Annotated in this window: 20 protein-coding genes and 1 tRNA gene; 14 read left to right on the top strand and 7 right to left on the bottom strand. The window is 70.4% G+C overall.

Annotation, left to right across the window (positions count from 1 at the left end; all coding sequences use genetic code 11):
- The first annotated feature begins 6 nt into the window (after window positions 1-6).
- Genes C6Y14_RS29545 through C6Y14_RS29535 form a run of 3 tightly spaced genes read left to right on the top strand, consistent with a single transcriptional unit; the run spans window position 7 to window position 2043 of the window.
- Window positions 7-231 carry an MbtH family protein gene (locus C6Y14_RS29545; RefSeq protein ID WP_107019914.1) on the top strand — a complete coding sequence of 75 codons (225 nt, stop codon included), beginning with the start codon at window positions 7-9 and terminating at the stop codon, window positions 229-231.
- Between the two features lie 10 nt (window positions 232-241).
- On the top strand, window positions 242-1816 hold the full coding sequence (locus C6Y14_RS29540) for an amidohydrolase (protein WP_107019913.1): 1575 nt from the start codon (window positions 242-244) through the stop codon (window positions 1814-1816).
- On the top strand, window positions 1813-2043 hold the full coding sequence (locus C6Y14_RS29535; RefSeq protein WP_107019912.1) for a hypothetical protein: 231 nt from the start codon (window positions 1813-1815) through the stop codon (window positions 2041-2043). Before C6Y14_RS29540 ends, C6Y14_RS29535 begins: the two co-directional genes overlap by 4 nt.
- 57 nt (window positions 2044-2100) lie before the next feature.
- Here the strand turns inward: C6Y14_RS29535 and C6Y14_RS29530 are convergent, their stop codons facing one another.
- Window positions 2101-2760, bottom strand: a complete 660-nt coding sequence (locus tag C6Y14_RS29530) for an isochorismatase family protein (RefSeq protein ID WP_199854901.1) — start codon at window positions 2758-2760, stop codon at window positions 2101-2103.
- 253 nt (window positions 2761-3013) lie between these two features.
- Here C6Y14_RS29530 and C6Y14_RS29525 point away from each other — a divergent pair, with 253 nt between their 5' ends.
- From C6Y14_RS29525 to C6Y14_RS29495, 7 genes are read left to right on the top strand one after another with little or no spacing between them, the layout of a single operon-like run.
- A complete protein-coding gene (locus C6Y14_RS29525) occupies window positions 3014-3670 on the top strand; it encodes a helix-turn-helix domain-containing protein (protein ID WP_107019911.1) in 657 nt (218 codons plus the stop codon).
- Window positions 3671-3717: 47 nt separating this feature from the next.
- Window positions 3718-5058, top strand: coding sequence for a M24 family metallopeptidase (locus tag C6Y14_RS29520; protein ID WP_107020097.1), 1341 nt, complete (start codon window positions 3718-3720; stop codon window positions 5056-5058).
- Complete coding sequence (locus C6Y14_RS29515) at window positions 5055-6062, top strand: thiamine pyrophosphate-dependent dehydrogenase E1 component subunit alpha (protein ID WP_107019910.1); 1008 nt, start codon at window positions 5055-5057, stop codon at window positions 6060-6062. Before C6Y14_RS29520 ends, C6Y14_RS29515 begins: the two co-directional genes overlap by 4 nt.
- Window positions 6050-7030 (top strand): alpha-ketoacid dehydrogenase subunit beta, encoded by a 981-nt coding sequence (locus tag C6Y14_RS29510; RefSeq protein WP_107019909.1) that lies wholly within the window; start codon window positions 6050-6052, stop codon window positions 7028-7030. Before C6Y14_RS29515 ends, C6Y14_RS29510 begins: the two co-directional genes overlap by 13 nt.
- Before the next feature lie 30 nt (window positions 7031-7060).
- Window positions 7061-8422 (top strand): amidohydrolase family protein, encoded by a 1362-nt coding sequence (locus C6Y14_RS29505; RefSeq protein WP_107019908.1) that lies wholly within the window; start codon window positions 7061-7063, stop codon window positions 8420-8422.
- On the top strand, window positions 8419-9360 hold the full coding sequence (locus C6Y14_RS29500; RefSeq protein WP_107019907.1) for a cupin domain-containing protein: 942 nt from the start codon (window positions 8419-8421) through the stop codon (window positions 9358-9360). The genes C6Y14_RS29505 and C6Y14_RS29500 overlap by 4 nt, the downstream gene beginning before the upstream one ends.
- Window positions 9357-10046, top strand: coding sequence for an SDR family NAD(P)-dependent oxidoreductase (locus C6Y14_RS29495; RefSeq protein ID WP_107019906.1), 690 nt, complete (start codon window positions 9357-9359; stop codon window positions 10044-10046). Before C6Y14_RS29500 ends, C6Y14_RS29495 begins: the two co-directional genes overlap by 4 nt.
- Before the next feature lie 105 nt (window positions 10047-10151).
- On the opposite strand, the gene C6Y14_RS29490 is transcribed toward C6Y14_RS29495, so the two are convergent.
- A complete protein-coding gene (locus C6Y14_RS29490) occupies window positions 10152-10502 on the bottom strand; it encodes a DUF3140 domain-containing protein (RefSeq protein ID WP_107019905.1) in 351 nt (116 codons plus the stop codon).
- Window positions 10503-10593: 91 nt separating this feature from the next.
- Complete coding sequence (locus tag C6Y14_RS29485) at window positions 10594-11400, bottom strand: alpha/beta hydrolase (RefSeq protein WP_107019904.1); 807 nt, start codon at window positions 11398-11400, stop codon at window positions 10594-10596.
- 194 nt (window positions 11401-11594) lie between these two features.
- Between C6Y14_RS29485 and C6Y14_RS29480 the strand changes: the two genes are divergently transcribed.
- Both C6Y14_RS29480 and C6Y14_RS29475 read left to right on the top strand, forming a co-directional pair.
- Window positions 11595-12377: a sulfite exporter TauE/SafE family protein gene (locus C6Y14_RS29480; protein WP_107019903.1), complete on the top strand. Its 783-nt coding sequence runs from the start codon at window positions 11595-11597 to the stop codon at window positions 12375-12377.
- A 254-nt stretch (window positions 12378-12631) separates the two neighbouring features.
- The gene (locus C6Y14_RS29475) at window positions 12632-14521 is read left to right on the top strand and encodes a glycoside hydrolase family 15 protein (protein ID WP_107019902.1); all 1890 of its coding nucleotides are present in this window, start codon (window positions 12632-12634) and stop codon (window positions 14519-14521) included.
- Between the two features lie 151 nt (window positions 14522-14672).
- Here the strand turns inward: C6Y14_RS29475 and C6Y14_RS29470 are convergent, their stop codons facing one another.
- From C6Y14_RS29470 to C6Y14_RS29460, 3 genes are all read right to left on the bottom strand, one after another.
- Complete coding sequence (locus C6Y14_RS29470) at window positions 14673-16787, bottom strand: MDR family MFS transporter (protein ID WP_107019901.1); 2115 nt, start codon at window positions 16785-16787, stop codon at window positions 14673-14675.
- Window positions 16788-16874: 87 nt separating this feature from the next.
- Window positions 16875-17672: a precorrin-6A synthase (deacetylating) gene (gene cobF, locus C6Y14_RS29465; protein ID WP_107019900.1), complete on the bottom strand. Its 798-nt coding sequence runs from the start codon at window positions 17670-17672 to the stop codon at window positions 16875-16877.
- Between the two features lie 58 nt (window positions 17673-17730).
- Window positions 17731-18267 carry a DUF309 domain-containing protein gene (locus C6Y14_RS29460; RefSeq protein WP_107019899.1) on the bottom strand — a complete coding sequence of 179 codons (537 nt, stop codon included), beginning with the start codon at window positions 18265-18267 and terminating at the stop codon, window positions 17731-17733.
- 118 nt (window positions 18268-18385) lie between these two features.
- On the opposite strand from C6Y14_RS29460, the gene C6Y14_RS29455 reads away from it, so the two are divergent.
- Together C6Y14_RS29455 and C6Y14_RS29450 are read left to right on the top strand one after the other, a co-directional pair.
- Window positions 18386-18459: transfer RNA gene (locus C6Y14_RS29455), tRNA-Pro, on the top strand.
- 516 nt (window positions 18460-18975) lie between these two features.
- Entirely contained in the window at window positions 18976-19818 is an 843-nt protein-coding gene (locus C6Y14_RS29450) for a 4'-phosphopantetheinyl transferase family protein (RefSeq protein ID WP_107019898.1), read from the top strand.
- Here the strand turns inward: C6Y14_RS29450 and C6Y14_RS29445 are convergent.
- The gene (locus C6Y14_RS29445; RefSeq protein WP_107019897.1) at window positions 19772-20800 is read right to left on the bottom strand and encodes a LuxR C-terminal-related transcriptional regulator; all 1029 of its coding nucleotides are present in this window, start codon (window positions 20798-20800) and stop codon (window positions 19772-19774) included. The two genes, C6Y14_RS29450 and C6Y14_RS29445, sit on opposite strands and share 47 nt — an antisense overlap.
- Window positions 20801-21400 lie beyond the last annotated feature (600 nt).

Raw genomic sequence — 21400 nt, 5'->3', positions numbered from 1 at the left:
ACCCTCATGAGCACCAACCCGTTCGAGAATCCCGAAGGCACCTACTCCGTGCTCGTCAACGACGAGGGCCAGTACAGCCTGTGGCCCGACTTCGTCGACGTGCCGGCCGGCTGGACCGTCGCCCACGGCCCCGCTCCCCGGCAGGAGTGCCTGGACCACATCGAGGTCAACTGGACGGACATGCGCCCCAGGAGCCTCGTGGAGCGGACGGCGGCGGACCAGGCCCGCTGAGGTCCCGGCCGTGCTCTCCACGAGACTCACCAACGCCCGCATCCTCACCATGGACCCGGACCGTCCCGTCGCCCGCGAACTGGGCATCTGGCGGGACCGGATCGTGGGCCTGGACGAGGAGGTGGCCGACCTGCCCGCCCGCAGGGTGGTCGACCTCCAGGGCGCCACCGTGCTGCCCGGATTCATCGACAGCCATGTCCATCTGGCCTGGACCGGCTTCAAGGCCGGCACACCGAGCATCGCGCCGTGCCGGTCCGTCGAGGACGTACTGGCAGCGGTGGCCGAGGCGGTGGCACGCACACCGGAAGGGGGCTGGACCGACCTCGCGGGCTACGACCAGCGGGGCCTCGGCCGCCATCTGACCGCGACCGAACTCGACGCGGTCAGCGCCGGGCGCAAGGTGTTCCTGATGCACGACTCCGGACACGGCTGCATGGTCAACACCGCCGTTCTGGACCTGCTCCCCGCCGCACTCGCCGACGGGGACGGCTTTCTCGCGGAGGGAGCCATGGGAACCGCGCGGGCCCTGCGACTGCCCTACTCCCAGCAGGAGTTGGCCGACGCGATCGGGCACGCGGCCCGCGGCTGCCTGGCCGAGGGCATCACCGGATGCGCCGAGGCGGGCATCGGCGGCGCCCTGTTCGGGCACAGCCCCGTCGAGCTGGGCGCGTACCAACTGGCCCCGGAGCAGGGCAAACTGCCGCTGCGCGTACAGCTCATGGTCTCCGCGGACCGGCTGCGGCCCGTCGCCGCGCACCGGGACGACGGCATCCCCCGCGCCCTCGACCTCGGTCTGCGTACGGGGTTCGGCGGCGACCGGCTCTCCGTCGGCGCCCTGAAGATCTACACCGACGGCGGCATGATGGCCCGCACCGCCGCCCTCAGTCGCCCCTACGACGGGCTCGACCACGCGGGCCAGTTGCAGGAAGACGCCGGGTCGCTCGCGGACACGATCGTCGACGGACATCTCGCGGGCTGGCAGCTGGCCGTCCACGCCATCGGCGACCGGGCGGCCGACGTGGCACTCGACGCGCTGGAGCGGGCGCAGCGCCTGCGGCCGAGGCCGGGCGCCCGGCACCGCATCGAGCACGCGGGCCTCATCCGGCCCGACCAGCTGGACCGCCTCGCGGCGCTGGGTGTGGCGGCCGTGGTCCAGCCGAACTTCCTGCGGTACTTCGGCGACGACTACGCGGCCGTCATGGGCGAGGAGCGGGCACCCTGGCTGTACCGTGGACGGGGATTCCTCGACCACGGCATCACCCTGGTCGGCAGTTCGGACCGGCCCGTCGCGGACGGATCGCCGCTCAGGGCGATCCAGTTCATGGTCGAGCGGGCCTCCGCGTCGGGGCAGGTCATCGGCCCGGACGAGGGCATCACCGTCGACGAGGCACTGCGCGCCTACACCGTGGCCGGCGCCTTCGCCTGCCACTGGGAGGACCGCGCGGGCAGCCTCACGCCGGGCAGGAGCGCGGATCTGGTCGTCCTGGGCGACGACCCCACATGTGTCGAGGTCCCGCGCATCGGTGACATCGACGTGGTCGCGACATTCGTCGACGGCCAGGAGAGCGAAGGAGGCGCACTGTGAGTACACGCACCGACGGCGTGGAGACGTACGCCCACCTGTGGCAGGCACCCGCGTACCCGCGCAGGTGGGTGCTCTGGGACACCGCGGGGGACGTCCTCGTCTTCGACCGGGACACCAATGGTCTGGTCGACATCGACGAGGGGCCGCTGCGGGGCGAGGTCCTGCGCAGGATGCGCGAGGCGGGCGTACCGGAGAGCGACGAGTATCCGGGACGCCCCTGCGCGTGAGCCACTTGCTGCCGCGTTCGGACGGATGACGTGCCGTCACCTTTGGCCCGGAGCCCGTCACATGCTCCGTGCCGCCCTGCCGTGCAGCAGGTGACGGATCAGCTGGTCGGTGGTGCAGACGACACCGGTCCGCGCGATCCACCGCAGGGCCATGGAGTGGTCCTCGGCGGAGAAGTCGGCCACCGCGTCGGCCACCACGAACGGCTGGATGTCGTGCATGAACGCGTCCGCGGCCGTGAGCAGGATGCCGAGATGCGCCCGCACCCCGCAGAGGATCAGCTGATCGCGGCCCTCGGCGCGCAGCAGCCTGCCGAGATGGCTGCGGAGGAAGGCGTTGTGGCGGACGTTGACCATCAGGTGTTCGCCCGCCCGGGGCCTGAGCGGTGTCACGACCGCCGCGTCCCCGTCGGGCACCGGGCCGATGCCGGGTCCCCAGATGTCGCGCATCAGACCGCGCTGGCCGGGACGTTGCTCGGCCGGTTCGGCGCTGAAGACGATCGGCATGCCGAGGGTGCCCGCCAGTTCGCGCAGGGTGGCGATGTTGTCGATCAGTTCCACGACGGGTGAGCAGTCCGGCGGGAAGGCCTGGACGAAGTGGTTCTGCATGTCGTGGACGAGCAGCGCGGCCCGCGCCGGATCGATCGTCCAGGCCGGACCGGACGCGGGAACCGCGGAACGGTCGGGCATGGCATAGGAGTTGATGACGGGCAGGACCATGGGCGGACTCCTCCCTGGTGGCGTGGACACCCGAGCCCTCTTAGGGGAAGTTAGCTTAGCCTAAGCTAACTTGATGAGGAGTGGGGTGTCGGACACGCGATTGCGCCGTGGAACCACCCTCGCTCGGCTCATCGGGGAACCCGACGGCGACGGGGAGCGCCGTACTGTTCAATGGAGGTGAACATGGCCGCAACCGGGGGATCACCGCAGTCTGACGCCCCCGTGCGAGCCGTCGCTGCGAGAGGAGCCGCCCGTGTCCCCTGTCGTGGTGCCGCCGGTCGGCGCACGCATCCGCCGGGCGCGTACGGCACAGGGAATGAGCCTGCGCGCGCTCGCCCGGGAGGTCGGGGTGTCCGCGAGCCTCGTCTCGCAGATAGAGACCGGCAAGAGCCAGCCGTCGGTGAGCACCCTCTACGCGATCACCACCGCGCTCGCCATCCCGGTGGAGTCGCTCTTCGACACCGAGGACGAGCCCACCCCGGCCCCTGCCCCCGCCCCGGTGGGCGCACCGCCCGGCGAAGGCACCGTCCTGCACGCGCTCGCCGCCTTCGCCGCCGACCCCCGCCGCAGGATCGGCCCGCTGGTCAGCGGTGGTGAGCGGGAGGTGCTGGAGCTGGACTCGGGCGTCGTGTGGGAACGTCTCGGCCGGGTTCCCGGAACGGACGTCGACTTCCTGCTCGTGACCTACCGCCCCGGCGGAGCCTCCTCAGGCACGGGCGCTCTGATGCGGCACGCAGGGACCGAGTACGGCTACCTGACCTCCGGCGAACTGGTCCTCACCCTCGGCTTCGACGAGTACGTGATCCGGCCCGGTGACGCGGTCAGCTTCGAGTCGGCGACCCCGCACCGCTATCGCAACGACGGCGACGAACCGGCCGTGGGTGTCTGGTTCGTGTTCAGTATGCCTTGACACTTTCCCCGGACGGTCGTTCACTCCCGATGAGGGTGGTGGTCGTCATGGCAATCCGCACCTACGGACCGAACGCCGTCGACTGGGAACAGCGCATCGACCTCGACCGGCTCCGCACGGAACGCCTTCAGAGGCTCCACACGGCCCTGAACCAGAGCGAGTTGGGCGCCCTGCTGAGCTTCGACTTCGCCAACATCCGCTACATGTCGTCCACCCACATCGGCACCTGGGCGATGGACAAGCTGATCCGCTTCGCGCTCCTCGTCCGCGGCGGCGAACCGGTCGTCTGGGACTTCGGCTCCGCCGCCCGCCACCACCAGCTGTACAACCCGTGGCTCGACCACGGCGACGGCAAGGAGGGCGGCCCGCCCACCGGCGCCCGCGCGGGCATCTCCACCCTGCGCGGCGCCTTCCATCCGGACGCCGGGATCGGCGCCGACGTCGCGGCGAAGGTGGCCGCCGAACTGCGCGAACACGGCCTCGCGGGCGAACCGCTCGGCGTCGACCTCGCCGAGATGCCCGTCCTGCACGCCCTCAAGGAGCAGGGCATCGACGTCGTCGACGGCCAGCAGGTCTTCCTGGAGGCCCGCAGGGTCAAGACACCCGACGAGATCTCCCTGCTCACCCAGGCCTGCTCGATGGTCGACGCCGCCTACGAGGAGCTGTACGGCCACCTACGGCCGGGCGTGCGCGAGAACGAGTGCGTCGGACTGGTCAGCAAGGTCCTGTACGACCTGGGCAGCGAATACGTCGAAGGAGTCAACGCGATCTCCGGTGAACGCTGTTCACCGCATCCGCACGTCTACAGCGACCGGCTGATCCGCCCCGGCGACCCCGCCTTCTTCGACATCCTGCACAGCCACCTCGGCTACCGCACCTGCTACTACCGCACGTTCGCCGTCGGCAGCGCCTCACCCGCACAACGCGACGCGTACGTCCGCTGCCGTGCCTACATGGACGAGGCGATCGCGCTGGTCCGCCCCGGTGCCACGACCGCCGACATCGTCGAAGTCTGGCCGCGGGCCGAGGAGTTCGGCTTCCCCGACGAGACCGCGGCGTTCGCCCTGCAGTACGGGCACGGGGTGGGCCTGTCCATCTGGGAGAAGCCCGTCTTCAGCCGCCTGGTCTCGCTCGACCACCCCGAAGTCCTCGAAGAGGGCATGGTGTTCGCGCTGGAGACGTACTGGCCGGCGGCGGACGGCTGGTCGGCGGCCCGGATCGAGGAAGAGGTCGTCGTCACCGCCGACGGGTGCGAGGTGATCACCAAGTTCCCGGCGGAGGAACTTCTCGTCGCGGGCCGCAAGTACTGGACCGTCGGCGGCGAGCTGAACACCCGCCGCGAGTCCCAGTCCCATCTGAACACCCGCGAGGGCAGGGGCGGACGATGACCACCGCCCCACGGACCGCGGACGGCCCGGACACCGCCGAACTCCTCGCCCTCTACGAGGAGATGGCCGTCATCCGGCGCACGGAGAAGGCCGCCCACGACCTGTTCCTGTCCGGCCTCGTGAAAGGCACCACCCACCTCGCCGCCGGACACGAGGCCGTCGCGGTCGGCGCGAGCGCCGCCCTGCGCGACGACGACTACGTGTTCGCCACCTACCGCGGCCACCACCACGCCCTGGCCCGCGGCGCGACCCCCGAGGAATGCCTCGCCGAACTGATGAGCCGCGCGAGCGGCCTGTGCGGGGCCAAGGGCGGCTCGATGCACCTCACCAAGGCGTCGGGCCACATGCTCGGCTCGTACGCGATCGTCGGCGCCCACCTCCCCATGGCCGTCGGCGCCGCCTGGTCGGCCCGGCTGAGAGGGACCGGGCAGATCGCCGTGGCCTTCTTCGGCGACGGGGCCACCAACATCGGCGCCTTCCACGAGGCCCTCAACCTGGCCGCCGTATGGAAGCTGCCCGTGCTGTTCGTCTGCGAGAACAACCTCTACATGGAGTACACCCCGATCGCCGACGTGACCGCCGTGGCCCACCCCGCGGCCGACCGGGCGCCCGCCTACGGCATCCCCGGAGAGATCGTCGACGGCAACGACGTGGTCGCCGTACGGGAGGCGGTGGCCCGGCTGGCGGGCCGGGCCCGGGCGGGGGACGGGCCCGGCCTCCTGGAGGCGCAGACCTACCGGCACTACGGCCACAGCCGCGCGGACCCCGCCACCTACCGCCCGGCCGAGGAGGTGGAGCGCTGGCTCAAGCACGACCCGCTCGACGTGGCCCGCGGCAGGCTCGCCGAACTCGGGGTGCCGGCCGAGCGGGTCGCCGAAGCCGACGAGCGCGCAGCAGCCGTCGTACAGGCGGCGGTCGAGGCGGCGAAGAACGCGCCCGCGCCCGATCCCCGGGAGGCGCTGACCGACGTATGGGCCGACGGAGGCGCGCGATGGCGGACGTGATCACCTACCGGCAGGCCGTCGCCGAGGGCATCGCGCGGGAGATGCGGCGCGATCCGGCGGTGGTGTGCCTGGGGGAGGACATCGGCGCGGCGGGCGGGGTGTTCAAGACGACGGCCGGACTGCACGAGGAGTTCGGCTCCGGGCGGGTGTGGGACACACCCATCTCCGAACAGGCCATCGTCGGGGCGGCGATGGGCGCCGCGATGACCGGCATGCGACCCGTCGCGGAGATCATGTTCTCGGACTTCCTCGCCTGCTGCTGGGACTACCTCGCCAACGAGATCCCCAAAGTCCGCTACATGACGGGTGGTCAGGTGACCGTGCCGCTGGTGGTGCGCACGGCCAACGGCGGCGGCCTCGGCTTCGGCGCACAGCACTCCCAGGCCACCGAGAACTGGGCACTGACCGTCCCCGGACTGAAGATCGCGGCCCCGGCGACGCCCGCCGACGTGATCGGCCTGATGGCCGCCGCCGTCCGCAGCGACGACCCCGTGGTCTTCTTCGAGCACAAGGGACTCCTCGCCACCAAGGGGCCGCCCGCGCCGCCGGACCACGTCGTCGAACTGGGACAGGCGGCCGTCCTGCGCGAGGGCGACGACGTCACACTCGTGGCCCTCGCCTCGATGGTGCCCCTGGCCCTCACCGCCGCCGAGCGGCTGGCCGAGGAGGGCATCGACGCCGAAGTCATCGACCTGCGCTGCCTCGTACCGCTCGACGCGATGACCGTGCTCGGCTCCCTCGCGAAGACCTCACGGCTCGTGACCGTCGAGGAGAACCCCTACCAGGGCGGCTGGGGCGGCACGCTCGTGTCGATCGTCGCGGACGAGGGCTTCGGCCTCCTCGACGCACCCGTCCGCAGGGTCGCCGCCGCATGCGTGCCGCTGCCGTTCGCGGACGTGCTCGAAGCGGAGGTCATCCCGACCGTCGACAAGGTCGTGGCGACGGTCCGCGACCTCACCACGTACTGAAGCAGGCAATAGAGAGAGGCGAGTTGGGCCATGACCAACCGAATGCTGCTGCGCTCGGGCCACGTACTCTCGATGGACCCCGCCATCGGGGACCTGCCCGGCGGTGACGTCCTGATCGAGGACGGCAGGATCGCCGCGGTCGCACCCGGCATCGACGCGGACGCCGAAGTGCTCGACATGACGGGCCGCATCGTCCTGCCCGGCTTCGTCGACACCCACCGGCACACCTGGGAAGCCCCCATCCGCGGCTGTGCGCCGGACGCCACCCTCGACGACTACTTCGTCGAGGTCCTGGACACCTACGCGCCCGTCTACGGCCCCGAGGACGTGTACGCGGGCAACCTGGCGGGCTCGCTGGAGTGTCTGAACGCCGGCATCACCACCCTCGTCGACTGGTCCCACATCAACAACACACCCGAACACCCCGACGCGGCGGTCCAGGCCCTCACCGAGACCGGCATCCGCGCCCAGTACGCGTACGGCAGCGCCAACACCTCGCTCGCCGACTACTGGTACGAGAGCAAGATCGCGATACCCGGCGACGACGTACGGAGGGTGCGCGAACGCCATTTCTCCTCCGACGAGGGCCTGTTGACGATGGGCCTCGCCACCCGCGGCCCCGGCTTCTGCATCAACGACGTCGTCGAGGCCGAATGGCGCCTCGCCCGAGAACTGGGCATCCCCCTCACCGTGCACGCCGGCATGGGACGGCTCGCGGGCCGCTTCGGCATGGTCAAGCAGCTCCACGGACTCGGTCTCCTGGGCCCCGACACCACCTACGTCCACTGCTGCTACTTCAGCGAGGAGGAATGGCGGATGGTCGCCGACAGCGGCGGCACCGTCTCCGTGGCCCCGCAGGTCGAGACACAGATGGGGCACGGCTGGCCGCCCGTGATGAAGGCGATCGAGTACGGTCTGCGGCCCTCCCTGTCCATCGACGTCGTCACCACCGTGCCCGGCGACATGTTCACCCAGATCCGTGCGGCCTTCGGCGCCGAGCGGGCCCGCGTGAACGCCGCGTGCTGGCAGGCCGACAGCCCCATCCCCGACACCATGTTGACGGCACGTCAGATGCTGGAGATCGCGACCGTCAACGGCGCGCACGTCGCCGGACTCGAAGACCGGACCGGTTCGCTGACCCCGGGCAAGCGCGCCGACGTCGTGGCGATCGACGCGACGGCGCTCAACGTCGCGCCGCTCATCGACCCGGTGGCCGCCGTCACGCTGAGCGCGGACGTCTCCAACGTCGAGACCGTCATCGTCGACGGCGTCGTCCACAAGCGCGACGGCAAACTCCTCGCCGATGTCGGGCGGGCACGGCGCCTGGTCGAGGAGTCCCGCGACCGCCTCGCCGCGGCGGCCGAGGCACGTGGGAAGCGGCAGCAGGCATGACACACCACGTGGTCCGTCGGGCGGCGGACGCCGCATTCGCCGTCCCGACTCAACTGCCCTACCCCAGCCGGGGGTTCACGCGGTGGTCGATGGTGGGGGAGGAGGACGGCTCCGTACACACGGGCTTCGGAGTGTGTGAACTGACCCCGCACGGGACGGCCGGGGCCCACGTCCACTCGTACGAGGAGTCCTTCCACCTGCTCTCGGGGACCGTGGTCCTTGATACGCCCGAGGGCTCGTACCTCCTCGAAGAAGGTGACTACGGGCTGCTGCCGACCGGCGTCCCGCACGCCTGGCGCGGCGGCGGGGACACCGTCGCGCGCTGGGCGGACATGCTCGCGCCGGTACCGAGGGCACGCTACGGACACGACACCCAGGCGGTGCCCGACCTGCCCGTCCGTGAGCCGGTCCGGATCGACGTACGCGATCCGCGCACCCGCTCCTTCGGCCACTTCGAGTCCGTGCAGATGGACCCGGGAAAACAGTCCCAGGACCTCCTGTCGGTGTCGGCGAGCATGCGTACCGCGCTGCTCGTCTACAGCGGGATCACCGTGAAGATGATGGTGGACGCGGACCTGGGCGCGGTCGCCTCGACGATGTTCATGGTCCAGTACGCGGCCGACGGCGTCGCGGGCGCGCACGACCATCCCTTCGAGGAGACGTACTTGATCGTCGAGGGAGCCGTGGACGCCACCTTCGACGGGGAGCGCTACCGGCTGGGAGTGGGCGACGCCGCCTGGGCGGGCGCCGGTTGCGTCCACGGCTTCAGCAACGCCGGTACGGGGCCGGTGCGCTGGCTGGAGACACAGGCACCGCAGCCGCCGTCACGCCACTCCTACCGGTTCGCGCGCGACTGGGACCACCTGCGGGATGTACTGGGCGTACTGGGTGTACCGGAGGTACTGGGGGTGCCGGAGACGAGGGAGGCGGAGTCGTGAGTGCTGTTGTCGTCGTCGGGGGCACGGCCGGTATCGGTCTCGCGATCGCCCGCGCCCGCGCGGAACGCGGTGACGTCGTCGTCCTCACCGGACGCGACCCCCACCGGGCCGACACGCGGGCCAAGGAGATCGGCGCGCACGGGCTCGCCCTGGACCTCGCCAGGCCGCAGGAGATCGCGTCCGCGCTGGCCGGGGTCGAGCACGTCGACCATCTGGTGCTCGCCGGTATCTCGCGCGACCGGAACACCGTCACCGAGTACGACGTCGAGGCCGCGCTGCACCTCGTGACCCTCAAACTCGTCGGCTACACCGAGGTCGTCCACACGCTGCTGCCGCGCATGACCGAGGGGAGCGCCGTCGTGGTCTTCGGCGGGCAGGCCAAGGAACGGCCCTACCCCGGCGCCACGACGGTCGCGACGGTGAACGCGGGCGTCACCGGCCTCGTGCGCACACTCGCCCTGGAACTCGCCCCGATCCGCGTCAACGCCGTCCACCCGGGGATCGTCGGCGACAGCCCGTTCTGGGCGGACAAACCGGCCGGGGTGCTGGAGGACTACCGCGCGCAGACGCCCACGGGCCGGCTCGCACGCATGCGGGACGTCGTGGACGCGGTGGACTTCCTGCTCCGCAACACGGCGGTCAACGGCGTAGACCTCGCGGTGGACGGGGGATGGACCCTGCGCTGAAGCGGTGGATCCTGCGCTGAGGCGGGTGGAGCTTGCGCTGGGGCGGGTGGAGCTTGCGCTGAAGCGTGCTATTCCCGCGCTGACGGAACGCGCCGGCCGCACCGCTCACAGCTGTGGGCGGTGCGGGTCGTGGCCCAGGGTCATCAGCCGATGGCGGCGACGGGTCTCCTCTGCCTCGGACGCCTGCCCCGACCCGCGCTCCGGGCCGGTCTCGGCGGTGACGGTGTCCACGACCTCGTACATCACGTCGAGGTCGTCCTCGGTGAGATCGATGCGCCGTTTCTGCAGGATGGCCAGCACATGCTCACCGGTCGGCGCACCCGCGTGCTCGGGTGGCGCCACGGACTCCTCGGACGCGTCGTTCACCCGCAGCCAGGCGGCCAGCTCCTGTGAGGTCATGTTCACCACGCGGTGGAACTCGGCCCACAGCGCGTCGAGTTCGAGGGCGTCGGCCATCGGGTGTCCCTTTCGTTCGGAGGCTTCTCTGTCGGAGGCTTCTCGTTCGTAGGCTCTTCGTGTGTTGCCTGCCTGCCCGGCGGGAGGGATTTCACGCGAGCACGTCGTCCACGAAACGGGTGACATCGGCCAGGACCGTGTCCTTGACCGTCTCGTTGAACACCTCGTGCTGGGCGCCCGGGTACACGCGCTCGTCCCACTCGCTGCCGCGCAGCTCCTCGATGCCGGCCCGGCTGGCGGCCAGGGGTACGATCCGGTCGTCGTCCCCGTGCAGCCACAGCAGTGGGAGAGCCCCCACGTCACCGCTCTTGGAAATGGTGTCCAGGGTGCGGACGAAGGCCTCCAGCGTGGGCCGCTTGAACGGCCCGTGCCAGACCAGGGGGTCCGCCGCGTACGCCCGTCCGACCGCCGGATCGCGCGAGAGCGCCGTCGGGTCGATGGGGACCTCGGGCAGCGGATCGAGCGCGAGCAGCTGATGGAGCGGCCCCCAGCTCCCGATGACCGGCCCGGACAGGACGAGCGCGGCCAGCCCGTCCCCGTACCGCTGGGCGTACCGCGCCGCGACGAGGCCGCCCATCGAGTGGCCGATGAGGACGACCGGCACATCCGGGTACGTGTCCCGGGCCAGCAGCTCCACGGCGTGGACGTCGCCCACCACGTCCTCGAAGTCCTCGATCAGCACGCGCTCGCCGCCGGACTTCCCGTGCCCCAGGTGGTCGGGGCCGAACACCGCGGCGCCATGCCCGTGCAGCACGTCGGCGACGTACTCGTATCGGCCGATGTGCTCGCCGTACCCATGGATCAGCAGCGCCACGTACCGCGGCCGTTCCCGTGGCCACTCGCGTGCCGTGATGCTGCTCCGGGTGCCCGTGAGGGTGTGTTCGCGGGAGTCGGCCATGGGTCCTCCATCGACGGCGGCGAAGGTACGGGGACGATCAGGGACGGACGGGATGATCGGGGGCGATCTTTCCAGGGGGCGAGGAGGCGGTCCAGAGCGCGCGGCCGGTGGCGGCGGCAGGGGACACCTGTCGGGGTCACCTGTCGAGACGCCCCTGACAGGGCCGGATAGGTGGGCATAGCATCGGTTCCCGCATGAACACGATGACGCTCTGGAACATCACTCCCTGGGAGTTCGCCGCCCTGGCCGGCGCGGCTCTGCTCGTCGGCTTCTCCAAGACGGCCGTGAGCGGGGCCAACACCGTCAGCCTCGCCATCTTCGCGGCGGTCCTGCCGGCCAGGGCGTCCACGGGGGTGCTGCTGCCCATCCTGATCGTCGGGGACGTGCTCGCCGTACTCACCTACCGGCGGCACGCGCACTGGCCGACGCTGTGGAAACTGTTCCCGGCGGTCGCCGCGGGCGTGGTCGTCGGCACGGTGTTCCTGGTGTGGGCCGACGACGCGATGGTCCGTACGTCGATCGGCGCGATCCTGCTGTTCATGGCCGGCGTCACCGTGTGGCGCCGCCGGAAGGCCGAGACCACGGAAACGGACGAGGAGCCCGACTCGGTGGCCACGCGGACCGGCCGGATGAAGGCCCGCTCCTACGGGGTGATGGGCGGCTTCACCACGATGGTCGCCAACGCGGGCGGCCCGGTGATGTCGATGTATCTCCTCTCCGCGGGCTTCCGCAAGCTCGGCTTCCTGGGCACCTCGGCCTTCTTCTTCCTGATCGTCAACGTCTCCAAGGTCCCCTTCAGCGTCGGCCTCGGCCTGATCGACGGCCACAGCCTGCTCCTGGACGCGGCGCTCGTGGCGTTCGTCCTCCCGGGTGCCCTGATCGGCAAGTGGGCGGTGGACCGCATCAACCAGCGCCTGTTCGAACGCCTGGTGATCGGAGCGACGATTCTGGGCGGCCTGCAACTGCTGCTGCGCTGAGCAGCGCCGTGCGGTGGCGCCCCGGAGGGGCGCAGGGCCGTGACATTCTGCGGCTCCGCCGCGTGGGCGCCTGATCGGCCGCTCGTCGACTGCGGGCCGGTGGGGGCGGGCCGCGCAGTTCCCCGCGCCCCTTCAGGGCGACGAAGAACTGGGGCGCAGCCCCGTTCTTCAGGGGCGCGGGGAACTGCGCGACCAGTCACATCGGACCCGCAGAAAACCGACAATCCCCCCAGTGGAACGTCTACCCTGAGCCCATGTCCGAGGCATCCGCTCACCAGGACCCACCGACATCAGGCCACGGCCAAGACCACGGCCACTACCTGCCGATCGCCGACCACGGCCTCATCGGCGACCTCCGCAGCGTCGCCCTGGTAGGCATCAACGGCACCATCGACTGGTACTGCTGCCCCTCCTTCGACGCCCCCAGCGTCTTCGCCTCGATCCTCGACGCGGACAAGGGCGGCTCCTTCGAACTGGCCGCCGCCGTCCCGGCCAGGACCAAGCAGTTCTACTTCCCGGACACGAACGTCCTGCTCACCCGCTTCTTCACCGAGGACGGCGTCGGCGAGATCCAGGACTTCATGCCGGTCGAAGGCGACGGGGACGGCCACGGGGACGGTGACAGCGACGGCGGCGGAACCGAGGCGGACCGGCACCGGCTGATCCGCCGCGTGCTGTGCGTACGCGGCTCGGTCCCCTTCCACGCGCGCGTGGCACCCCGCTTCGACTACGCGGCGCAGCCGCACACCGCCCGCCTCCACGACGACATGGTGGTCTTCGAGTCGAAGAACCTGTCGCTCGCCCTGACCTCCACCGAGCCGCTCGCCTGCGACGGGCTCGACGCGACGGCGGACTTCAAACTCCACGAGGGCGAGTCGGCGGTGTTCGCCCTCGACCAGGTCAGCGGCGACATACAGCCCCGCTGCTGCCCGCGCGCCGAGGCGGAGGAGCTGTTCGGCGCCACCGTGGCGTTCTGGCGGAACTGGCTGACCGCCTCCCAGTACCGCGGCCGGTGGCGCGAGATGGTGCACCGCTCCGCGCTGACCCTCAAGCTGCTCACCTACGCGCCGACCGGCGCGATCGTGGCCGCCGCGACGACCAGCCTGCCCGAGCAGATCGGCGGCGAACGGAACTGGGACTACCGGTACGTGTGGGTGCGCGACGCGGCGTTCTGCGTGTACGCCCTCCTGCGCCTGGGGTTCACCAGCGAGGCCAAGTCGTTCATGGCGTTCACGGCCCGGCACATCAGCCCGGGGGACGGCCGCCCCGCGGGCCCGCTGCAGATCATGTACGGCATCGACGGGCGCACCGACCTGCACGAGGAGGAGCTCGGCCACCTGGAGGGGTACCAGGGCTCCGCCCCCGTCCGGATCGGCAACGCGGCCGCCGACCAGCTCCAGCTCGACATCTACGGCGCCCTCATCGACTCGGTCTACCTCTACGACAAGTGGGCCCAGCCGATCTCCAGCGACCAGTGGGACGACATCTGCGCACTGGTCGAGTGGGTCTGCGACCACTGGGACCAGCCCGACGAAGGTGTCTGGGAGACCCGCGGCGGCCGTAAGAACTTCCTCTACTCCCGGCTCATGTGCTGGGTGGCGATCGAGCGGGCGATCAGACTGGCCAACCGCCGGGGCCTGCCCGCGGACCTCCCGCGCTGGCGTGGCGCCCGGGACACGATCTACCGGCGGATCATGGACCGCTGCTGGTCACCGGCGCGCAAGGCCTTCGTCCAGCACGAGGACGACGACGTGCTGGACGCCGCGGTGCTGATGATGCCGCTGGCCAAGTTCATCTCGCCGACCGACCCGAAGTGGCTCTCCACGCTCGACGCGCTCACCGAGGACCTGGTCTCCGACTCGCTGGTCTACCGCTACGACCCGAAGGTGAGCCCCGACGGGCTGCGCGGCGAGGAGGGCACCTTCTCGATCTGCTCCTTCTGGTACGTCGAGGCGCTGACCCGGGCCGGCCGGCTCGACGAGGCACGCCTGGCCTTCGAGAAGATGCTCACCTATGCCAACCATCTCGGCCTGTACGCCGAGGAGATCGGCCACACCGGCGAACAACAGGGCAACTTTCCCCAGGCCTTCACCCACCTGGCCCTGATCAGCGCGGCCTTCAACTTGGACAAAGCCCTGGGGTGAGCCCCGTAGGGGGTGAGCCCCGTAAGGGGCGCGGGGAACTGCGCGGCCAGCCACGACGCACCTGCAGTGGGCATGCGCGGTGAAGGGGCAGGTCCGGCCCGGTTCTCGACTGCGGCTGAGTGGGGGCGGGCCGCGCAGTTCCCCGCGCCCCTTACGGGGCCGGGACCGACGCCCCGTCCGTCAGGTCCTCCACCAGCAGCCGCTTCGCGATGCTGTCGACGGCGACCCGAAGCTCCGCCCCCGAGGGACGGCCGAGGTCCTGCTCGACGCGGTCGGAGAGCCAGCGCCCCCACGCCGCGCCGATGACCCGCGCTTCGCGCGCCCCCGCCTCGGTGTGGGAGAAGAGGTTGCCCTCACGCGTCAGGTACCCCTCGTCCACCATCCGCTGGAAGACCGGCACCAGCACCTCCGGCGGCACCCGCCGACGCGCGGCGATCAGCGACAGGTTCGCATGACCGACCATCCGGGTGAACATCTCGACCTGCATCACGGCCCAGGCCCCCGCGAGGTCCAGCCGGGTGTCCGCCGCGACGACGATCCGGCGCATGGTGTCGGTCCCGGTACCGCCGAGGATCTTCCCGACCGTGGCTTCCAGCCGTTGCCGGTTGTCGGCCGCCGACGGCGTCGCGAACCCCTCGCCCATGTCGGTCGACCCCATCCGCGCGCTGTCGCGCAGCTGCACCTGCTTGAGGAACAGGGAGACCAGGAAACCGAGCGCCGCCACGGGCACGGTCCACAGGAAGACGGTCTGCAGCGTCTCCGCGTACGCCTTGACGAGCGGCGCGGCGGTCGCCGACGGCAGATCGTGCAGCCCCTCCGGGCTGGTCGCCGCCTTGGCGAGCGTCCCGGGATCGGTCCCGCTCGTCCGGGCCGCCTCGGCGACCCCGTCCGCCAGGTTCGGCTTCAGCGTGTTGGCGTAGATCGTGCCGAAGACCGCGGTCCCGAAGGAACTGCCGAGCGTACGGAAGAAGGTGACGCCGGACGTCGCGGTGCCGAGGTCGGTGTATTCGACGGTGTTCTGCACGGCGATGGTGAGGACCTGCATGCACAGCCCGATCCCCGCCCCGAGCACGAACATGTACAGCGAGGAGAGCCAGGTGCTGGTGCCGCTGTTCATCAGGGAGAGCAGATAGAGCCCGACGCCCATCACCAGCGAGCCGACGATGGGGAAGACCCGGTAGTGGCCGGTCTTGCTGATCACGTTGCCGCTGAAGACCGACGCGATGAGTAGCCCGACGACCATGGGCAGCGTACGTACGCCGGAGATCGTCGCGGAGTCGCCGTCCACGTACTGCAGATACGTCGGCAGGAACGTCATCGCGCCGAGCATCGCGAAGCCCACGATGAAGCTGAGGATCGAGCAGACCGTGAAGACCGGGTTGCCGAACAGGCGCATCGGCAGCATGGGTTCGGCGGCGCGGGTCTCCACCCAGCAGAAGCCGGCGAGGGCGACGACACCGCCCGCGAAGAGGCCGATGATGGTGGGCGAGCCCCAGGCGTACTCGTTGCCGCCCCAGCTCGTCGCCAGGATCAGGGCGCTGGCGCCGATCGCCACCAGGGCGATGCCCAGATAGTCGATGACCGGCCGGGAGGGCGACTTCACCACCGGGATGGTGCGGGCCGCGGCCACCACGACGAGGATCGCGATGGGCACGTTGACGTAGAACGCCCAGCGCCAGGTGAGGTGGTCCGTGAAGAGGCCGCCGAGCAGCGGTCCGATCACGGTGGCGACACCGAACACCGCGCCGATCGCACCCTGGTACTTGCCGCGCTCGCGCAGTGGGATGACGTCGGCGATCAGGGCCATCGCGGTGACCATCAGACCGCCCGCGCCGATGCCCTGCATGGCCCGCCAGGAGATCAGCAGGAGCATGTTCGAGGAGAGGCCGCACAGGAACGAGCCGGTGATGAAGATGATCGCCGACGCCTGGAAGACGAGCTTGCGGCCGAACAGGTCACCGAACTTGCCGACGAGCACCGTGGCGACGGTCTCCGCCAGCAGATAGCTGGTGACCACCCACGACATGTGCTCCGCGCCGCCGAGGTCCGACACGATCGTGGGCAGGGCGGTCCCCACGATCGTCTGGTCCAGCGCGGCCAGCAGCATGCCGAGCATGATCGTCACGAAGACGACGTTGCGGCGCCGCTTGTCCAGCACGGGCGGCTGCGTGGCGGGCGCTTCGGCGGCGGGCGGTCCGGCGGGGGCTCCGGCGGTGTCGATGGTCGTCACACCGGTCAGCTTCACACCGGCCCGTGGGGTGTGCATGCGGGGCGGTCCGCACGGGGTGCCGACGTGTGCGGGGCGGTCCGCGCCCGGTGCGGGGCGCTGTCGTGGGACGGCGGGGGCCCTGGATCAGCCCGGCCCGGAAGCGCCCTCGTCCCGGGGGCGCCTGCGCAGCAGATACGTGTCCATGATCCAGCCCTTGTGCTCGCGGGCCTGCGCGCGGACCTCGATGATGTGCGGCGCCGTCTCGGCGAGGGGCCCCGAGACGAGAATCTCGTCCGGGGTGCCCAGATAGGCGCCCCAGTAGATGTCGATGTCCTCGCCCGTGTCGGCGTACCGCTGGAACGTCTGGTGGGCGTCCAGCATGACGACCACGTCGTCGACGCCCTCGGGCAGGCCCTCGGCGAGCCGGCGGCCCGTGGTGATCTGTACGGGACGCGCCACCCGGTTGAGGCCGGTGCGGTGACGGGCGGCGAGGGACGAGACGCTGCTGATGCCCGGCACGACGTCGTACTCGAAGGCCACGGCACCCCGCTCCAGGACCTCCTCCAGGACGCCCAGCGTGCTGTCGTACAGCGAGGGGTCGCCCCAGACGAGGAACGCCCCGGTCCCGTCCTCGCCCAGTTCCCCGGCGATCAGCCGTTCGAAGACGCCGGCCCGGGCGCTGCGCCAGTCCCCGACGGCGGGGGAGTAGCCGGCGCCCTCCGCCGTACGGTCGCGCTCGGGGTCACGCGCCTCCACCGTCCGGTACGTCCCCTGCGGCAGATGCGTGCCGAGAATGTCGCGGCGCAGCCGCACGAGGTCCGCCTTCACCTCGCCCTTGTCCAGGATGAAGAACACCTCGGTGTCCCTCAGCGCCTTGACCGCCTGGAGGGTCAGTTGGTCGGGGTCGCCCGCGCCGATGCCGATGACATGAATCTTTCGCACATCCCGAGTCTGCCGTACGGCGGCACCGCCCCGGTCGGCACGCCCGCCCGCAGGTGTCCTACGAGTCGCCGCCGCGCAACCGCGGCGCCCACGCCGACGCGTCCACGGCGGCTTCGTCCCGCTCCACGACATCTGCCAACTCACGTGCCCAGGAGGCGAGTTCGGTCAGCCCGATACCGTACGGACGCGGGCTGCCGGCAGCCGTGCCCCACTCCTCGACCGCGCCGGCCCCCCGCCGCAGCAGCCGTGCTCCGCCCGTCACGTTCCCCCGGGCCGCGTGCGTGAGCCCGACCGCGAGCTGGGCGAGCCCCCGCCACAGGGCGCGCTCCTCGTCGGGGCCCGACTTCCAGGCGTCCTCGAAGACCTCGTGCGCGTGGAACGGCTTTCCCGCCGCCAGCAGAGCCTGGGCCTCGGTGACGGTGTCCTCGGGGGCGCGCACCACCCCCTCGGGCTGCCGCTCCACGCCGTCCACCCCGTACGGCAGGGGCCGCCCGAGCCCGTCCCGGGGCCGGGCGTTGCGTGCCCGGCCCTCCGTGTCCCGGTCCCGCCGGTCGCCGGAGGAGTCGCCAGAAGTGTCACCAGAGGTGTTGCTCATGCACCGATTGTCTCCCCCTTCTCGCCCCGCTCGCCCTACTCGCCGTCTTCGAGGCACCCCTCCGTGTGCGGTAAGGTTCTGTTCGCGCGATCACGCGGTTCACCGCGGCGATACGCATCGGGACGTGGCGCAGCTTGGTAGCGCACTTGACTGGGGGTCAAGGGGTCGCAGGTTCAAATCCTGTCGTCCCGACGATGCGAAGGGTCTTCGCAGGCGAGAGCCTGCGGGGCCCTTTTCGCGTATCCGCATTCCGGATCGAACCGTCGATTGCACCGTCGAGTGCGCTGTTCACGGCCGGGATGTCCGTGTTCCTGGCCACAACTTGCACGGCATTAAGTGCGGTGTTGTGCCGCCCTCGTGGCCGAACGGGCCCGTGCTTCACTGATCAGTGCTCCGATGCTCCGCAGATCGATTCAATGGTTGAGCGATTTCCGGGGAGACGGGGAGACGGGGAGACGGCAGGAACGGCAGTGGGCGCTGGTTCGTGGAATCGGCAATTCGACCGGTCGCGGAGGATCCTCTTCTTGTGCCGCAGGGGTGTCGACTGGTCTCATAAGGGCTTTGACGTACGTGCGGGCTTCGTAGCGTGGGCGGTGTCCTCGTTGTCCGGAGAGGGCGCCCTGTCGTGAGGCGGGAGACGGCGTTGGGCAGGCACTCGCGTTCGGTACGGGGCGGCTGTACGGGCTGGGTGTGTTCCTGGGACGCGTTATGACGCTTCCGGGGGACTCGACCGTGGGTCCCCCGCTCCGTGAACCCGTCGAGGTCCTGGACCGGGACGACGGCTGGGAGCGGGTCGTCCAGGATCTCCGGCAGTGCGGGACCGCCCTGGTGCACACACGGCTGGCCGACTGGTGCCCCCAGCCGGAGGACGTTCCGGAGATGCGCCGCCTGCTGGGCCGGGACTGGTCCCGCCATCTCGACCTCGCCCGCCCCGAGACCCGGGTCCGGCACGTCGCCGGACGCCTGCTGCTGAAGCACGCGGCGGGCGTGATGCCGTGCGGTGACCCCGAGAACCTGGAACTCGGCTACGGGCCGGCCGGACGCCCGTATCTGCGCGGCTGCGACCAGGTGGACATCAGTCTGAGTCACGCCGAGGACCGGCTGCTGGTGGGACTCACCACCACCGGTCTGATCGGCGTGGACTCGGAGCGCGCCGACCGGGAGCTGTCAGGACCGGGTGTGAGCAGGCACGTGTGCACGCCGTACGAGCTGATCTCGCTCGCCAATCTGCCGGAGGCGGAGCGCAATCCGACGCTGGTGCGGCTGCGAACACTCAAGGAGGCCTACGGCAAGGCCATCGGGGCCGAGCGGCGACTCCGGTTCACGGAGTTCGGGTTCGGCCCCGACGGCAAGCCCATGGAGGTGCACAGGCCCGACGGAACGCCCGGCACCGGTGCCGAGTGGGCGTTCCGTACCTTCCTGCTGCCCAACGGCCACTGCGTGGGCGCCGCCGTGTACGACGCGGGTTTCGACGGTACGCGGGCGGCTCTCGCCCGCGAGGGGGCTAGTTCTCCGAAGTGGGCTGGACCAGCCCGGACAGCGTGGCGTTGACCCCGGCCTGGAAGCGGCTGGTGGCCTTCAGCTCCTCGGTGATCTCGGCGATGTGCCGACGACAGGTGCGGACGGACATACCGAGCCGCCGCGCCACCATCTCGTCCTTGTAGCCGTTGGCCATGAGCCGCAGGATCGATGCCTTGACCTCGTCGGCGAGCGGCTCGGGGGCGCTGGTGCCGGGCTCGAAGGGGAGAGCGCCCTGCCACATGTGATCGAACACCGAGCACATGAAGGCGACCAGATTGGGCTCTCTTATGATCACCGCGCCGCGCCCCGGGTCGGGCAGGTTCTGCTCGGGCAGGAAGGCGACTTCGCGGTCGTAGATGATCAGTCTGTCGATGAGTTCGTCGGTGGTGCGTATCTCGGCGCCTTTGGCGGTGACTTCGGAGACATAGGCGCTGGTGACCAGATCGCTGCGTGCCGTGTGCTGGTAGAGGGTGCGCATTCGGACACCCCGGTCCAGCGCGGCGACATTTGAATTCCGGACGGTGTCGAGGACTTCGGGTGGGCGGGCTCCTCCAGGTTGAACAGTCAACATTTCGGCGCGCGCGCGGAGCAGATGCTCGTCGAGGAGCGCGCGAATGGTGTCGACGTCCGTGATGAGGTCGAAGGCTTCCATCTGATTGCGCTGGCGGCGACCCTCGAAATAGGTCGGCATCAGGGAAAGCATCCGGCTGCGGACTTCGCTGACCGCCTGTTGCAGTTCGCGTATCTGCCACTCGGAGGAGCCCAGCAGCTCCGCGGCGGCGGCGTCCGGACTCACGGGGGCCAGCCGGTCAGGGGCGCCGGGCAGCGGCCGCAGCAGCCGCAGATGGCGCAGTACACCCTCGATCCGGGACACTTCCGTGCTGGACACCTGTAATTCATCGGCTATTTCTTCTCGCACGAACTGACCGCGCCGAATTGCATGTCGATAGGCGTTGGCGCTTGAGTGGTCCAGTTCGGCGAACTCCGGCGTGGAGCCGTTGATTCCTCCCATGCAGTCCTTCTCCCCCGTGCTGACTTCAGTTGTTGCCATGCAACTTTACGCCAGCGGAGCTGACTTGGGGGGAGCGCCGGAGTCGGGCATCCTGGATCTCGTCACTCGAAGGGGGGGTGGGAAGCGATGACGACGCACGACGCTTCTCTGCTGCAGAAACCAAATCGTCACCAATGGGGGATGCATGGGGCTCTTCGTGATGAGAAGCATCATTTCGGGCGAACTGTCGGCGGGATCCGCTCCCGCGGCAGTGGGTCCGGAGAGGCGGAGCGTGGGCGCGGAGGATAGCGTCCGCGGCCCGTCCGACGACAACGGCTGGCCGCGCGCACGTAGTTGACGTAAGTGACAGTGGCCCCTCCCCTTCGCGGGGAGGGGCCACTGCCGTGTCCGGCCGGGGTGGGCGGACGCGGCGTGGGCGGCGTCCGGAACCAGGGCGCCGCCCCGCACGTGAAACGTTCCTCGACTATTGCGACAGTAATTAGTGACCGGGTGCAAAAAGCCTGCGCGCTGGGCCGACATGAATGACGAACTCGATTGTCACCCGTGCCAAGGCAAAGAATCGGTGGAAAACCGCGGCCGGCCTCCCGCCCCGGGTGGACG

It is taken from the genome of Streptomyces dioscori (assembly GCF_003024195.1).
GTDB classification, from domain to species: Bacteria; Actinomycetota; Actinomycetes; order Streptomycetales; family Streptomycetaceae; genus Streptomyces; species Streptomyces dioscori.
Note: the sequence above shows the minus strand (reverse complement) of the source record. Positions and strands in the feature narration are given on the sequence as shown.

Bases quoted from the DNA above. Each gene is read 5' to 3' on its own strand.
- C6Y14_RS29530 (WP_199854901.1), bottom strand. From the start codon at position 2,760: ATGGTCCTGCCCGTCATCAACTCCTATGCCATGCCCGACCGTTCCGCG.
- C6Y14_RS29520 (WP_107020097.1), top strand. From the start codon at position 3,718: ATGGCAATCCGCACCTACGGACCGAACGCCGTCGACTGGGAACAGCGC.
- C6Y14_RS29480 (WP_107019903.1), top strand. From the start codon at position 11,595: ATGAACACGATGACGCTCTGGAACATCACTCCCTGGGAGTTCGCCGCC.
- C6Y14_RS29460 (WP_107019899.1), bottom strand. From the start codon at position 18,267: ATGAGCAACACCTCTGGTGACACTTCTGGCGACTCCTCCGGCGACCGG.
- C6Y14_RS29475 (WP_107019902.1), top strand. From the start codon at position 12,632: ATGTCCGAGGCATCCGCTCACCAGGACCCACCGACATCAGGCCACGGC.
- C6Y14_RS29470 (WP_107019901.1), bottom strand. From the start codon at position 16,787: ATGCACACCCCACGGGCCGGTGTGAAGCTGACCGGTGTGACGACCATC.
- C6Y14_RS29490 (WP_107019905.1), bottom strand. From the start codon at position 10,502: ATGGCCGACGCCCTCGAACTCGACGCGCTGTGGGCCGAGTTCCACCGC.
- C6Y14_RS29450 (WP_107019898.1), top strand. From the start codon at position 18,976: ATGACGCTTCCGGGGGACTCGACCGTGGGTCCCCCGCTCCGTGAACCC.
- C6Y14_RS29445 (WP_107019897.1), bottom strand. From the start codon at position 20,800: ATGGGAGGAATCAACGGCTCCACGCCGGAGTTCGCCGAACTGGACCAC.
- C6Y14_RS29500 (WP_107019907.1), top strand. From the start codon at position 8,419: ATGACACACCACGTGGTCCGTCGGGCGGCGGACGCCGCATTCGCCGTC.
- C6Y14_RS29515 (WP_107019910.1), top strand. From the start codon at position 5,055: ATGACCACCGCCCCACGGACCGCGGACGGCCCGGACACCGCCGAACTC.
- C6Y14_RS29545 (WP_107019914.1), top strand. From the start codon at position 7: ATGAGCACCAACCCGTTCGAGAATCCCGAAGGCACCTACTCCGTGCTC.
- C6Y14_RS29510 (WP_107019909.1), top strand. From the start codon at position 6,050: ATGGCGGACGTGATCACCTACCGGCAGGCCGTCGCCGAGGGCATCGCG.
- C6Y14_RS29485 (WP_107019904.1), bottom strand. From the start codon at position 11,400: ATGGCCGACTCCCGCGAACACACCCTCACGGGCACCCGGAGCAGCATC.
- C6Y14_RS29505 (WP_107019908.1), top strand. From the start codon at position 7,061: ATGACCAACCGAATGCTGCTGCGCTCGGGCCACGTACTCTCGATGGAC.